Origin of the sequence: Emcibacter nanhaiensis (genome assembly GCF_006385175.1) — a bacterium.
In the GTDB taxonomy this organism is placed as follows: Bacteria; Pseudomonadota; Alphaproteobacteria; order Sphingomonadales; family Emcibacteraceae; genus Emcibacter; species Emcibacter nanhaiensis.
Window position 1 is genome coordinate 94,208 of sequence record NZ_VFIY01000018.1, and the last position, 13,483, is coordinate 107,690.

The 13,483-nt window shown below is 56.9% G+C and carries 13 protein-coding genes; 9 read left to right on the forward strand and 4 right to left on the reverse strand.

Annotation, left to right across the window (positions count from 1 at the left end; all coding sequences use genetic code 11):
- The first annotated feature begins 28 nt into the window (after positions 1-28).
- From FIV46_RS14510 to FIV46_RS14520, 3 genes are read left to right on the forward strand one after another with little or no spacing between them, the layout of a single operon-like run.
- Complete coding sequence (locus FIV46_RS14510) at positions 29-859, forward strand: hydrolase 2, exosortase A system-associated (protein ID WP_139941651.1); 831 nt, start codon at positions 29-31, stop codon at positions 857-859.
- Entirely contained in the window at positions 852-1,745 is an 894-nt protein-coding gene (locus FIV46_RS14515; RefSeq protein ID WP_139941652.1) for a hydrolase 1, exosortase A system-associated, read from the forward strand. Before FIV46_RS14510 ends, FIV46_RS14515 begins: the two co-directional genes overlap by 8 nt.
- The gene (locus tag FIV46_RS14520) at positions 1,745-3,472 is read left to right on the forward strand and encodes an asparagine synthetase B family protein (protein ID WP_139941653.1); all 1,728 of its coding nucleotides are present in this window, start codon (positions 1,745-1,747) and stop codon (positions 3,470-3,472) included. Before FIV46_RS14515 ends, FIV46_RS14520 begins: the two co-directional genes overlap by 1 nt.
- A 13-nt stretch (positions 3,473-3,485) precedes the next feature.
- On the opposite strand, the gene FIV46_RS14525 is transcribed toward FIV46_RS14520, so the two are convergent.
- Positions 3,486-4,484, reverse strand: coding sequence for a polysaccharide deacetylase family protein (locus tag FIV46_RS14525; protein WP_139941654.1), 999 nt, complete (start codon positions 4,482-4,484; stop codon positions 3,486-3,488).
- Positions 4,485-4,745: 261 nt separating this feature from the next.
- On the opposite strand from FIV46_RS14525, the gene FIV46_RS14530 reads away from it, so the two are divergent.
- From FIV46_RS14530 to FIV46_RS14540, 3 genes are read left to right on the forward strand one after another with little or no spacing between them, the layout of a single operon-like run.
- Positions 4,746-6,041 (forward strand): putative O-glycosylation ligase, exosortase A system-associated, encoded by a 1,296-nt coding sequence (locus FIV46_RS14530; protein WP_139941655.1) that lies wholly within the window; start codon positions 4,746-4,748, stop codon positions 6,039-6,041.
- Between the two features lie 2 nt (positions 6,042-6,043).
- On the forward strand, positions 6,044-7,144 hold the full coding sequence (wecB, locus tag FIV46_RS14535; RefSeq protein ID WP_139941656.1) for a non-hydrolyzing UDP-N-acetylglucosamine 2-epimerase: 1,101 nt from the start codon (positions 6,044-6,046) through the stop codon (positions 7,142-7,144).
- Between the two features lie 22 nt (positions 7,145-7,166).
- Positions 7,167-8,672: a lipopolysaccharide biosynthesis protein gene (locus FIV46_RS14540; RefSeq protein WP_139941657.1), complete on the forward strand. Its 1,506-nt coding sequence runs from the start codon at positions 7,167-7,169 to the stop codon at positions 8,670-8,672.
- Here FIV46_RS14540 and rlmN read toward each other — a convergent pair.
- Positions 8,663-9,841, reverse strand: coding sequence for a dual-specificity RNA methyltransferase RlmN (gene rlmN, locus FIV46_RS14545; protein ID WP_139941658.1), 1,179 nt, complete (start codon positions 9,839-9,841; stop codon positions 8,663-8,665). The genes FIV46_RS14540 and rlmN overlap by 10 nt on opposite strands.
- A 45-nt stretch (positions 9,842-9,886) precedes the next feature.
- A complete protein-coding gene (locus FIV46_RS14550) occupies positions 9,887-10,405 on the reverse strand; it encodes an invasion associated locus B family protein (protein ID WP_139941659.1) in 519 nt (172 codons plus the stop codon).
- A 389-nt stretch (positions 10,406-10,794) separates the two neighbouring features.
- Here FIV46_RS14550 and FIV46_RS14555 point away from each other — a divergent pair, with 389 nt between their 5' ends.
- Positions 10,795-11,499 carry a CoA transferase subunit A gene (locus FIV46_RS14555; RefSeq protein ID WP_139941660.1) on the forward strand — a complete coding sequence of 235 codons (705 nt, stop codon included), beginning with the start codon at positions 10,795-10,797 and terminating at the stop codon, positions 11,497-11,499.
- Positions 11,500-11,501: 2 nt separating this feature from the next.
- Entirely contained in the window at positions 11,502-12,146 is a 645-nt protein-coding gene (locus FIV46_RS14560) for a CoA transferase subunit B (RefSeq protein ID WP_139941661.1), read from the forward strand.
- A 58-nt stretch (positions 12,147-12,204) separates the two neighbouring features.
- Here FIV46_RS14560 and FIV46_RS14565 read toward each other — a convergent pair whose 3' ends face one another.
- On the reverse strand, positions 12,205-12,759 hold the full coding sequence (locus FIV46_RS14565) for a hypothetical protein (protein ID WP_139941662.1): 555 nt from the start codon (positions 12,757-12,759) through the stop codon (positions 12,205-12,207).
- A gap of 180 nt (positions 12,760-12,939) precedes the next feature.
- On the opposite strand from FIV46_RS14565, the gene FIV46_RS14570 reads away from it, so the two are divergent.
- Entirely contained in the window at positions 12,940-13,476 is a 537-nt protein-coding gene (locus tag FIV46_RS14570) for a VOC family protein (RefSeq protein ID WP_139941663.1), read from the forward strand.
- Positions 13,477-13,483: the final 7 nt, after the last annotated feature.

Below are 13,483 nucleotides of genomic sequence, written 5' to 3' on the forward strand. Positions count from 1 at the left end.
CAGGGTATTCCCGGGGAGAGCTGTCCAAGTGGAACCTTTTTTCTTTAAAAGTGTCAAAGGACATCTGTTCGGGAATTACTTTCCGCCCTCGAAGGAGGTCGCCCCCCTTGGCGACCTTATTTTTTGTCCCCCGTTCGCAGAAGAACTCAACCGCTCGCGGCACATGATCGCCCGCCAGGCCCGCTCGCTCGCCGGACAGGGCTACGGCGTGCTGTTGCTTGACCTGTTCGGTACCGGCGACAGCGAAGGTACCTATGGGGAAACGGCCTGGGACACCTGGCTGGCCGATCTCGGCGCGGCCGTGGCATGGGTCAACGCGCAAGGACGTCCCTTTGCCGGCCTGTGGGCCAAGCGCACCGGCGCCCTGCTGGCGGCAGACTTTATCGGGAAAACCAAGACGCCCTGCCCGCTGATCCTGTTGTGGCAGCCGGTCACCAACGGCAAAAACTTTGTCGGCCAGTTCCTGCGTATCAAGCTGGCCGGGGAATTTACCGGCGGCATCGGCCCACAGGCCCTGACCAGTAAGGATCTGACCGAGGCTCTGGGTCGCGGTGAAACCCTCGAGATCGCCGGCTATGACCTGACCCCGGACATCGCAAATTCCATGGGAGAGCTGTCCCTGGCAAAACTCACGCTGCCGGCGGAAACCCGGGTCAAGTGGATCGAGATTTCCCTGAAGGAAGACCCTGAGATCGGGCCGGGCTCCCGGAAAGTACTGGAGAAATGGACCGCCGACGGGGTGACTTGTGAGTCCCTGGCCGTCAAAGATATCCAGTTCTGGACCCTGCAGGAACCGGAATGGGCGGACGGCTTCAGCGAAGCGACCCGGAAACTGATGAAGGGAGCGGCTGATGACTGACTCCTTCAATGAAGAAGCGTTCGCCTTTGACATCCATAAGGAGACCGTCACCGGCATCATCCATCATGCCGCACCCGCAAAATCCGATACCGGACTGCTGATCGTGGTTGGCGGCCCCCAGTACCGGATCGGCGCCCACCGGCAATATGTCCACCTGGCCCGTCATAGCGCCAGGCGCGGGGTCCCGGCCATGCGCTTTGATTACCGCGGCATTGGTGACAGCAGCGGCGACTATCCCGGTTTCCAGCGGGTGAGCGAAGATATTCACCGGGCGGTCGATGAATTCCTCGCCCGGGAACCCGCCATCAACAATGTGGTCATCTGGGGTCTGTGCGAGGGGGCCTCGGCCTGCCTGCTCGGCGCCCAGACCCATCCCGCGGTGTCCGGGCTCGGCCTGGCCAATCCGTGGGTCCGCAGCGAAGCCGGCCTTGCCAGGGCTTACGTCAAGCATTATTACACCGACCGCCTCAAGGATCCGGAGTTCTGGAAAAAGCTCTTCTCCGGCAAAATGAATATCACCGGCGCCCTCGGTGGTCTGCTCAGCAATATCAAAAAAGCGCTCGGCGGCAGGTTCCCCGCCCCGGCAGAAGACACACCGTCGACACCCGCAGCAGAGATCGCCGACGAAAATTTCCCCGACCGGATGCTTGCGGGACTGCAGGGCTTCAACGGTCGGGTGCTTCTGGTCCAGTGTGACAACGACCTTGTGGCCCGGGAATTCGACGATCTGGTCAAAGGCTCCCGCGACTGGCAGGCGGCCCTGAAAAACCGGGATTTCGCCCGTGTTGATATTCCGGAAAGCGATCATACATTCTCCAGCGAAGTCTGGCGGCAGGCGGTCGCCGACGCCACCCTGGACTGGCTCCTCAATAAAGGAGCAAGCTGATGGGCGCCTTTCTGATCCTGCAGGAACAGCGACTCAGTGAACCGCGCAAACAGGCGGCACTCACGGCCCTGTCCCGGGCCGGCTTTTCCAATCCGCTGATCCTGACCTGCGCCGACAAAACCATTTACCTGTATGACAAGCTGGTCTCCCCGGTTCCCCGGCTTTACGAACATGGGAACGGCGACTTCTGTTTTTCCGTCGGCACCCTGTTCTATGATGGCTGCTATGGCCTTGACGCCAGTGAGAAACTGTTCAAGACCTTCAGCCCGGCGCGCATCGATCCCACATTGTTTGACGGCAGTTTCACAGTTGTCCTGTCCCGGGGCGGCAAGCTCTATATCTTCGGCGATCCGCTAGGCACCTACCGGCTGTTCCACAGCGAGGACCATACAGTCTGGGGTTCTTCCTTTGTCGCGGCGGCTTCCGCCATGAACTCCCTGAAACCCAACCCCCAGGGGCTTTATGAATATGTGTTCCAGGGCGCCACTTATGGCAACGACACCCCGTTCCATGAAATCCGCATGGCAGACAGCCATGCCGTCTATGAGTGGGAAGAAAGAGAGGCACCGCAGCGACGCCCCCGTTCCTTCAACATGTTCCTGCGCCCGATCAACGGCAGCCAGGATGAACTGACTGATGATTGTCTGGAAGCGCTGAAGACCCAGTTCTCCCAGGTCGTTGGCCAATTCCGGGACAATATCGATACGGCGCTGTCCGGCGGCTACGATTCCCGGCTGATGCTGGCCCTGTTGCGACAGGCCGGCAGCCGGCCAAAGGTGCATGTCTATGGGGCCGACAATGATCCCGATGTCATGGTGGCCAAAGCCATTGCAGCGGGCGAGAACATCCCCCTGACCCATCAGGACAAGTCACAGTCAGTCCCGCCGACTGCAGAGGACTATCCCGCCATTGTGGCAAAAAATTTCTTTGTCATGGACGGCATCCCCAATGAAGGCATTTTCGACAACGGCCTTAATCTGGAAACCCGGCGTGAACGGGTGGACGGCGGCGCGTTGGCCCTGAACGGCGGCGGCGGTGAAATCTACCGGGATTTCTTCCATTTGCCGGACCAGCCCCTCACCGTCGAGGACATGATCAAGACTTTTTACAGCCAGTATGACCCGGCGAGTACGACCGAAGAATTCAGCGAACGGCTTTATCGGGAACGACTGGCGCAGAAAATCCGCACCGTGCTGGACAAGACAACGGATCAACTGACCCGGACTGAAGCGGAAGCCATATACCCGCTGTTCCGCCTGCGCTACTGGATGGGAAAAAATAACACCCTCAATAACCGGTTCGGGCCGGCACTGACCCCCTTCACCCGCTATTCGGTCCTGCAGTCCGCCATGCCGGTGCCGCTGAGCATGAAATACTATGGTAATTTCGAGGCCGCCATGATCCGCAAGCTTGATCCGGTCCTGGCCAGCTACGACACGGACTACGGCTATAACCTGGCCGCGCCGGCACCGCTGGGCGCCCGGATGGCAGGCTGGATGGACATCAACAAACCCATCGGCCTGCGCCAGCATATCTTCGCCCTGAAAAACAGGATGCGTAAACTGCAAAAGCCCTATTACATGACGGAGGAGTATCTGAACGGTATCATCGACAGCGCTTGTCCGGCGATGAGCCGATACTTCCGGCTCGACCATATCAACAGCGCCGAACAGCTGAACCGGCTCTACACCCTGGAATATCTGGTAAATTACATCAAAAACCCCTGAAAAACCAATGAGCTCAGCCCTTAAGCATCTGCTGCAGTTCTAGGGGATTGGCCGACCGGCCGCCAAGATCATTCATGAAAAAGCTGAAATAGACATCCATGTCCTCGAGGAATTTGTCGAGTTGACCCTGGTCCTTCACATAGGGCGAGCCGCCGACCATCAGGCTCGAACTGTGATAGGCGTAATTGAACACCCGATGGCCGATCGAATACATGCGCCGGGTCATGCGGATATGATCTTCTGCGTGGATTCCTTCCGGCGTCAGGGGGATGCGTTCCAGCAGGGACAGTTTCGACAACACCCCCGCCATCAGGGAGCGGATGCCGGACTGACCGGCCAGCAGCGGATAGAGTGTACTGCCCCAGCGGGCCAGCAGACCGTCATAGCCGCGGCTGTTGGGCAGTTCGAGGAATCGACGGTTACCATAGTGGAAATAGTAGGGCTGGGTCGGCAGGCCGCGGAAATCGGGACCGGTATCATGGGAAAAATTCGTATCGGCTACCACGCTGGTATCAATTTCGTAGCCCAGTTCGGCCAGGATCCGGGACGTGTTGGGGCCGGCGCCATAACGGCCGGCCTTGTAGATCACCGGTCGGCGACCCGTTTTCCGTTCGATCAGCTCCGTGAGGACTTCCAGCTTGGCCTTTTCCAGTTCATAGGGCAGATTGCCGGGATAGCTGTTGTGGACGCAGACTTCCTCGTCATAGGGCGGATTGACCCAAGGGTGCAGGTGGGTGCCGATCAGGCAGCTTCCCTGCTCCATCCATTCCCGGAGAATACCCACCGCCGTATCATCCTCCGCCACCGCATGATCGATCACATAGGTGGGAATGATCTGATGTTTCCGGAAAACCTCCTGCGCCAGGTGTTGGTGGGAAATACAGTTCACCGACCTGCTGTCACGGTCAAACGGCGCCGCCCAGTCAAATTCCTCCTCGGTGTCGATCACCACCGTAAGCAGGGGCTGGTCGCCGTCGAGACCGGCGCTCTGGATATTCTTCCTGTCAAACATGACCGGTTACTTTCCGGTTTTCTTTTTGGACTGATATGTCCGCGGGTCGAACTTCTCTTTTTTGGTGTCCGCATAGTCATCCTTTGTCACAGAAAGATATATGACATAGAGGATCATCAAAATGAAACCTGCAAGGACTATCTCAAACATGGGACCTCCGAAAAATTATGATATAATCACTATTTAAAGCTTAGCGGTTTCAAAAATGTTAACTAATATCCACTACAAAACATACCGCAAACAATAACAGAAAACCGATCCATGCGTGATATACTTCTAAGCATCATCATATTTGGCCTTATCCCCTTCATTCTCAAGTACCCTCAGGTAGGGGTTCTGGCCTGGTCATGGATTTCCTATATGAATCCCCACAAGCTGGCCTATGGCTTCGCTTATTTTTTCAACTTTCTGGATTTTCTGGCGGCGGCAACCATTCTCGCCCTGTTGGTTACCAAGGAAAAAAAGTCCCTCCCGCAGCACCCGATAACCTGGCTTCTGGCACTGTATGTTGTCTGGGTCAGCCTTTCGACGATCGTCGCCATCGACTATGACGTGGCAATCCCGAAATATCTCACTGTGATCAAGATCCTGCTGTTCACCTTTGTGACCATGCTGATCATGCAGTCCAAATCGCGCATCAACTCCCTGATCTGGGTCATCGTCCTGTCCATCGGTTTTTATGCCTTCAAGGGCGGTATCTTTACCATCCTGACCGGCGGCGGCGGCCGCGTGTGGGGCGCCCCCGGCAGCTTTTTCGGGGACAACAACCATTTCGCTCTTGTACTGCTGATGATTGTTCCCCTGACCTACTACCTGTATCAGAACACACAACACAAGTGGCTCCGGCTGGCGGTCTTCGGCCTGATGGCCTGCGAAATTCTGTCCATTTTCGGCACCCAGTCCCGTGGCGCCCTGGTCGGCATGATCTGTATGTTCTCTTTCTGGGCCTATAAGACCAAGCGACTGGCCATTATCTTTTTCCTGCTGCCGTTTCTCGCCCTTATTGCGTTTTTCTTCATGCCCGACAGCTGGAAAGAACGCATGATTACCATTGAGCATTTTGAGGAAGATGCCTCCGCCCAGGGACGTATCACCATGTGGCGTGTGGCCGTTAAGATTGCCAATGACAACCCCATCCTGGGGGGTGGCTACAATGTCTTTTATGATGAAGGGGTCAGGTCCAAATATCTCCTCCCCGGCGAGGTCGGCCGTGCCGTGCACAGTGTTCATTTCGAAGTGATTGGCGAACAAGGCTATGCCGGCTATCTGATCTTCCTGTTGCTGGCGCTGACAACCTATGCCACCGGCAACACCATCAAGAAACGATCGGCAGGCCGACGGGACCTCAAATGGTGTGGGGACCTGGCCGAAATGATACAGGTCAGTATGGTCGGCTATGCCAGTGCGGGTGCTTTTGTGAATCTGGCGACTTTCGACCTATACTACCACTTATTGGCAATTATGGTGATGACCAGGGTTGTACTGCAGAAAGAACTTGATAAAACAGAACAAAATGTCCCGGCAGTGATCGGGGCGCCAGCATTGAGGAAAATCTGATCATGACCAAAATCATTCATTTGATCGCGGCAGTGCGCCCGAACTTCATGAAAATTGCTCCGCTTTATCATGCTCTGAGCAAACAGGACTGGTGTGAGGTCAAGATCATTCATACCGGCCAGCATTATGACGCCAATATGTCCGACAGCATTTTTGAGGACCTGATGCTGCCCCAGCCCCATTACCATCTGGGCGTCGGCGGCGGCACCCACGCCTACCAGGTGGGCAGCGTCATGATCGCCTATGAAAAAATTTGCATGGAGGTTGAACGTCCGGACCTGCTGGTGGTTGTTGGCGACGTGAACAGCACTTCGGCCTGCGCCCAGGTCGGCACCAAACTGCATATCCCGGTGGCCCATCTGGAAGCCGGCCTCCGGAGCGGTGACCGTCGCATGCCGGAGGAAATCAACCGGCTGATCACCGATGCCATTGCCGATTACCTCTGGACCCCGTCCCCCGACGCTGATGAGAACCTGAAACGGGAGGGCCATCCCGACAGCCGCATCATCAGGGTCGGCAACATCATGATGGACAGTTTCGAATTGCTGCGTGATCGTATCGAGAGCGAGAATGCACCCGCCAAATTCGGCCTGACGCCGGACAATTACGGTGTTGTTACCATGCACCGCCCCTCCAATGTGGATGAGGAGGAGACCCTGACCAAACTGATGAATCAGATCATGGCGGTGGCGGGTAAGATTGACCTGTTGTTTGCGGTTCACCCGCGCACCCGGAAAAACCTGGAAAAGTTCGGACTATGGGACAAGCTGGACCAGACGGCAGGACTTACGCTGGTAGAGCCGGTCAGTTACGCCCCTTTCATGAGCCTGGTCAAGGACGCCAAACTGATCATCACCGATTCCGGCGGCATTCAGGAAGAAACCACCTATCTGGATGTCCCCTGCCTGACCCTGCGGGAAAACACCGAGCGCCCGATCACCATTACCCAGGGCACCAACAAGCTGATTCCCACGGACGAGCTTCAGGAAAATGTGGAGAAGGTCCTCGCCGGACAATGGATATCCGGCACCAAACCGGATTTGTGGGACGGCAAGACAGCGGAACGTATCGTTACGGAAATCGCCCGGATAACCGGCCTCTGAACTGCCAGCGGACGTTAGAGATATGAGCAGCGAAGACAATAGTTCCGAGGAGAATATTTCCTCCCGTGTCATGAAGGGCGCCGCCTGGATGGCCTTTACCAGGTTCGGCACCCGCCTGCTCGGCATGCTCAGCACCATTGTCCTGGCCCGGCTTCTGGTGCCGGAAGACTTCGGGATCGTCGCGATTGCGTCTTCCTATTACGCCATTCTGGAAGGCATGAGCCAGTTTAACTCCCGACAGGCGCTAATCAAATACCGGGATGCCGGCGACAACGACTATAATACGGCCTGGACCCTCAATATATGCCGCGGAATCCTGGTTTGCGTGGCTATTCTGGCAAGCACGTTTTTTGTCCCCGATATTGTCAGCGAACCGCGCGTGGCCCACGTCATCCTGCTGATGGCGGTGATACCGCTCATTGACGGGTTCGAAAACCCCAGGTTTGTTGTGTTCGAAAAGAACCTGGATTTTACCCGGGAAATGGTCATCACCCTGGGCACCAAGCTGTTGACCCTCACCGTTACCATCTACCTCGCCTTCACCTTGCGCAGTTACTGGGCCATGATCATCGGCCTGGTGTTCGGTTCGGCCAGCAGGATGACCATCAGCTATCTCATGATCCCCTACCTGCCCCGGTTCTGCTTTGCCTCCTTTGACCGTATCTTCAGCTTTTCCGGCTGGATGTCAGGCGTCAATATCCTGCAGTCCCTGTCTACAAACCTGGACAAGTTTTTTGTCGCCCATTTCCTGGGTACTGCAGCGACCGGCATCTACCACATCGGTAAAACCGTGGCGTTCATGCCCACCTATGAGCTGGTTATGCCGCTGAACCGGGCGCTTTATCCCGGCTTCGCCATGATTGCGGGGAAACGGGACTATATGCGGGAAAAGGTCCTGGAAAGCGCCCAGTTCCTGGCCGGACTCAGCCAGCCGATCGGCATCGGCTTTGCCCTGATTGCACCGGAATTTATCTATCTGGTCTATGGTCCCAACTGGCTCGACGCCATTCCCATCGTCCAGATCCTGGCCGCCGCGTCGGCGTTCAGCATGATGGGCTCCATCGCCATTTTTGTCGCCATGGCCCACGGCGACACAAAATACCTGTTTTTCCGCGAACTGATGATGTTTCTCGCCCTGCCTGTCTTTGTCATCACCGGGGTCCACTATTTTGGCTTTATCGGCGCGGTCTATGGTATTGCCGCCCGCCAGATCCTGCAACTGGTGCTGAATATGTTAATCGTGCAGAAACTGCTGGACCTGCCGCTGCTGCGCCTGATGTTCGCGCCCTGGCGCAGCATGGTCTCGGCCGCGGTCATGGCGCTGTGCCTGCTGGTCTTGAATTCTTACCTGCCCCATGAAACCATTGCCGACAAGTCATTGACCCTCACTGCCAAAATCGGCTGTGGAGTGCTGACTTATGCTGTCACTCATATTCTGCTGTGGATCATGGCCGGGAAACCCAAAGGGTTCGAGCATCGCCTGTCCGGCATCATTGAAAAGAAATTTCTGAGACGCTCTCAGGCCTGAGCTTCCTGCGCGGCCTGCATTTCCCTGATCAGTTCGCTTTTGCGCTTTTTCTCGCTCTCTGACTTGAGCTGGCCGCAGGCGGCCAGGATATCCTCGCCCCGGGTTTTGCGCACCGGTGCGGAAATACCCATGCCAAAGACGATATCGGAAAAGCGCTTGATCTGCTTGTCGGTGGAGCGTTCGAACTCGGAGCCCGGCCAGGGGTTAAACGGGATCAGGTTGACCTTGGCCGGGATATTATAGTCCTTGAGCAGCTTGACCAGCCGCCGGGCGTCCTCGTCGGTGTCATTGACATCCTTGAGCATGATATATTCGAAGGTGATCCTGCGGCTGTTGCTGGCACCGGGATAGTCGGCGCAGGCCTGGAGCAGTTCTTCCAGCGGATATTTGTTGTTGATCGGCATGATCCGGCTGCGGGTGTCATTGTCGGTCGCATGCAGGGAAATGGCCAGGTTGACGCCGATTTCCTCGCCGCAGCGTTTCATTTCCGGCACCACGCCGGAGGTGGACAGGGTGATGCGGCGTTTGGACAGGCTGATCCCGCCCTCGTCCATCATGATCTTCAGCGCCTTTTTCACATTGTCGAAATTATAAAGCGGTTCGCCCATGCCCATCATCACGATGTTGGACAACATGCGGCCCTCTTTCGGGGTCGGCCATTCGCCCAGGTCGTCGCGGGCGACCAATACCTGCATGACGATTTCCATGGGGGTCAGGTTGCGTACCAGCCGCTGGGTGCCGGTATGGCAGAAGCGGCAGGTCAGCGTACAGCCCACCTGCGAAGACACACACAGCGTGCCGCGGTCTTCCTCGGGAATAAAGACCGTCTCCACCTCGTTGCCGTCGGGAAACCGCATCAACCACTTGCGGGTGCCGTCGACGGACACCAGCGCCTCGATAATCTCGGGCCGGCCAATTTCGAAATGCTCCGCCAACTGGGCCTGCAGTGTCTTCGAGATGTTGGTCATCTCGCCAAAGCCCCGGGCGCCGAAATGATAGATCCAGGACCAGATCTGCTGGGCCCGCATGCGGCACTGTTTTTCCGGCACACCGATCCCTTTAAGGCGCTCGGCGATTTCATCGCGGGTGAGCCCGATCAGGGTGCGGTCTTCCCGGAACTGCGGGCGGGGCCCGACCACCGGTTCTGTGCCTAATGGAAGTGTCTGCATGTCCTTGTGCCCTACAGGGCCTCCGTCAACTTATCCCCGCTGTCCTCAGCGGCACGCCTTTGTAATGGCGTTATGGGCCGCCGTAAAGCCGGAAAGTGAAAATTGATAGCTTGTGGCGTTGCCGCGGCCGCTGGTACCCCGCATTTCCACGTTCATGCCCCGCTTCATGGCGGAGGCCATGGCATTGTCCTGCTTGGCGTCATAACCCCAGGCGCCGTCGCCGGAGGTAAACAGCTTGAAGCTGCGTCCCTTGTCCACCACCATGGTCACTGTGGAATCCTTCTTGAAGCTGTAACCGACCACGAAATTTAACTCATTGGAAATCTTGCGTTTCGGCTTGTGCGACACGGTAATAAAGGGATTGCCGTGCTTGAGGCTGGCCGGCAGCTTCCGCTTCGGTACCGAGATCATGTAGCAGACTTTTTCCCCGTCACTTTTCTTCAGTACAAAGGCGTCCCAGCTTTTGAAACTGCCGAGCAATTGCCGGCTGTCGGCCTGGGCCGCTGTGCCGGAAAAAAGCACTGTCACAAGTAAAACGAAAAAACCGGTACCAATAGTCTTCATATGATCCTCTGAATATTCTGGTTTGCGCTACAGTAACAAACTGGCGAATCACCCTCAAGCCCGTTTTGCTCCCAAGCCCGAAGAGGTCGCCAAATCGCGGCCTGATTTCCGGCCGGAAAAATGAACCTAGCGGCAAATATGGACAAAATTTGGTCACTGCTGCGTGAAATTCAACCCTTTGAACGGAGGGGCGCTATTCCGCCTCTTTTGCATTGCACAAAGCAGCCTCGGCAAGTAAGGTGAGCACAACCGGCACCAAAGTATTATGGCAGCCCCTGCCGGGCTGTATTACAGAGAAGCCGGAAGAACCATAAAAAATCCGGTTGCCCAAAAAATCCTGTGGCCAAGACCGGACGCTGACAAAGCCAAGTTCAGGAGGTTGAACAATTATGAGGAAAGTTTATGACAGTGCCGCGGCGGCCCTTGAGGGCATCCTGTTTGACGGCATGACCGTCATGGCCGGCGGCTTCGGCCTGTGCGGCATCCCCGAGGAGCTGATTATCGCACTGCGCGACAGCGGCACCAAAGAAATTACCGCCATCTCCAATAACGCCGGTGTGGATGATTTCGGGCTCGGCCTGCTGCTGCAGACCCGCCAGATCAAAAAAATGATCTCTTCCTACGTGGGTGAGAACAAGGAATTCGAACGCCAGTATCTTAACGGCGAACTGGAACTGGAATTCAATCCCCAGGGCACGCTCGCAGAGCGTTGCCGGGCCGGCGGCGCCGGTATTCCGGGCTTTTACACCAAGACCGGGGTCGGCACCATCATCGCCGAGGGCAAGGAACACAAAGAGTTCAACGGCGAGACCTATATCATGGAAACCGGCCTGGTGGCCGATGTCTCCATCGTCAAAGCTTGGAAGGGCGACAAGGAAGGCAACCTGATCTACCGCAAGACCGCGCGCAACTTTAACCCGATGATGGCCACCGCCGGTAAGGTGACCGTCGCCGAGGTGGAGGAACTGGTGGAAGTGGGCGAACTTGATGCCGACCAGATCCATACCCCGGGCATTTTCGTGCAGCGGATTATCGAGTGCAAGGCGCCCGAGAAACGCATCGAACAAGTCACCACCCGCGCGAGAGGAGAATAATCATGCCTTGGAACAGAGATGACATGGCCCGCCGTGCGGCGCAGGAACTGGAAGACGGCTTCTACGTCAACCTCGGCATCGGTATCCCGACCCTGGTGTCCAACTATATCCCGGACGGCATGGAAGTAACCCTGCAGTCCGAAAACGGCATGCTGGGCATGGGCCCCTTCCCCTATGAGGGCGAGGAAGACCCGGACCTGATCAACGCCGGCAAGCAGACCATCACCGAACTGGATAAAACCAGCTATTTCTCCTCCGCCGACAGCTTCGGCATGATCCGCGGCGGCCATATCAACATGGCGATTCTCGGCGCCATGCAGGTGGCGGAAAACGGTGACCTCGCCAACTGGATGATCCCGGGCAAGCTGGTCAAAGGCATGGGCGGGGCCATGGACCTGGTGGCCGGCGTGAAAAAAGTGGTGGTGATCATGGATCATACCGCCAAGGACGGCACCCCCAAGTTCCTCAAGACCTGCGACCTGCCGCTGACCGGCACCGGCGTGGTCGACATGCTGATCACCAATGTGGGCGTGTTCGAGATTAAAGACAGCGGCGTGACCCTGGTCGAGCTCGCCCCGGAAGTCTCCGTCGAGGACGTCAAGGCGTCCACCGAGGCCCATTTCGAGGTGGCCGCCGGACTGGCGTAAAGAACCTTATTCAGATTAAAACGAAGAAGCCGGGTGATGAGCCCGGCTTTTTTTGTTGTTACATCGCCAGGGCCAGGAATGCCGTCCCCGCCGTGCCGATTGCTGCCGTGATCAGGGTCGGGCGGCGGTAATTTGGCGCCAGCAGGCCGACAATCAGGCCGCCGACCACCGACAGGAACAGCACGCTGCCGACCACCATCAGATAGGTGCGAAAGGCAAGCGGGCCATGGCCCTTGTGCAGCTCCATCAGGCTATATTGCAGGTTCGGCTCATTAAGGGTCGCCCGCACCCCCTCGCCCGTCACCTGGAAATCAACAAAAGTGCGGGAGGTGGGCCGGGTCATGAAATTATTGCCCTTGCCCTTGATATATTCAAACTCCACGTCAATGTTCTGGGCCGCCAGCAGGGCCCGCACATCTTCTTCAAGGGTCGGACTTTTCGGGTCCAGCATGGTCCCGGCCGGAAGCTGGATCGGGGTGCGCTCCACCTTCTCCTCAAACCCGGCCACATGCATGCCGCCGGAGATGGCCACCAAAAGGAAAGCCGGGGCCAGGAAACTGGCGAGATAAAGATGAGCGAGAACCAGAAAACGACGCAGTTTGAGAACATTCATATCAGACACCATTTTTTAAGAATCATTTTTAATTACTGCTACTTTATACGTGAAAAAACCAAAATTCCGACCCCAAAAATGAAAAAACGAACCCTCACCCCGCGCTTGTGCTTCTCCGGCGCGCAGGGTAGCATAGTAGTTTGTATGGCTTACTAATATTTTCTAAGGGAGGAACAGGAAATGCATTACGGATTTGGCCAGCCGCACGACGGCATCATGCAGACCGGCTTCATTGTGCCGGACCTTAAGGCGGCGATAGACCACTGGGTCCGGGACCTGAAAGTGGGCCCCTGGTTTGTATTTGACCATTTCACCGGCATCGATCCGATCTACCGCGGCGGCCCGTCCAAAGCCGACAGCACTATCGCCATGTCCTTCGCCGGCCATATGAATATCGAGCTGATCCAGCCGCTCGACGACAATCCCTCGGTCTATAAGGAATTTGCCGAGAGCCGGGGCTATGGCTTCCACCATTACGGCCTCTCCACCACCCGGTTCGACGAGGAAATCGAAGGATATAAGGCAAAAGGCTATGAGCTCGCCTTCCTGGCCGGGGTGCCGACCGGCGGCCGTGTCGCCTATATGGAAAATGGCGTCAACCAGCCCGGCATGGTGGAACTGATTGAATATACTGACTCCACCGACGAAGCCTTTACTGCCATGTACAGCGCGGCCCTGACCTGGGACGGCAGCGATCCGGTCCGGCCGTTCGGCTGACGGGGAG

Coding starts and splice junctions, on each gene's coding strand:
- FIV46_RS14515 (WP_139941652.1), top strand. CDS start 852: ATGACTGACTCCTTCAATGAAGAAGCGTTCGCCTTTGACATCCATAAG.
- FIV46_RS14520 (WP_139941653.1), top strand. CDS start 1,745: ATGGGCGCCTTTCTGATCCTGCAGGAACAGCGACTCAGTGAACCGCGC.
- FIV46_RS14525 (WP_139941654.1), bottom strand. CDS start 4,484: ATGTTTGACAGGAAGAATATCCAGAGCGCCGGTCTCGACGGCGACCAG.
- FIV46_RS14530 (WP_139941655.1), top strand. CDS start 4,746: ATGCGTGATATACTTCTAAGCATCATCATATTTGGCCTTATCCCCTTC.
- wecB (WP_139941656.1), top strand. CDS start 6,044: ATGACCAAAATCATTCATTTGATCGCGGCAGTGCGCCCGAACTTCATG.
- FIV46_RS14540 (WP_139941657.1), top strand. CDS start 7,167: ATGAGCAGCGAAGACAATAGTTCCGAGGAGAATATTTCCTCCCGTGTC.
- rlmN (WP_139941658.1), bottom strand. CDS start 9,841: ATGCAGACACTTCCATTAGGCACAGAACCGGTGGTCGGGCCCCGCCCG.
- FIV46_RS14550 (WP_139941659.1), bottom strand. CDS start 10,405: ATGAAGACTATTGGTACCGGTTTTTTCGTTTTACTTGTGACAGTGCTT.
- FIV46_RS14555 (WP_139941660.1), top strand. CDS start 10,795: ATGAGGAAAGTTTATGACAGTGCCGCGGCGGCCCTTGAGGGCATCCTG.
- FIV46_RS14560 (WP_139941661.1), top strand. CDS start 11,502: ATGCCTTGGAACAGAGATGACATGGCCCGCCGTGCGGCGCAGGAACTG.
- FIV46_RS14565 (WP_139941662.1), bottom strand. CDS start 12,759: ATGAATGTTCTCAAACTGCGTCGTTTTCTGGTTCTCGCTCATCTTTAT.
- FIV46_RS14570 (WP_139941663.1), top strand. CDS start 12,940: ATGCATTACGGATTTGGCCAGCCGCACGACGGCATCATGCAGACCGGC.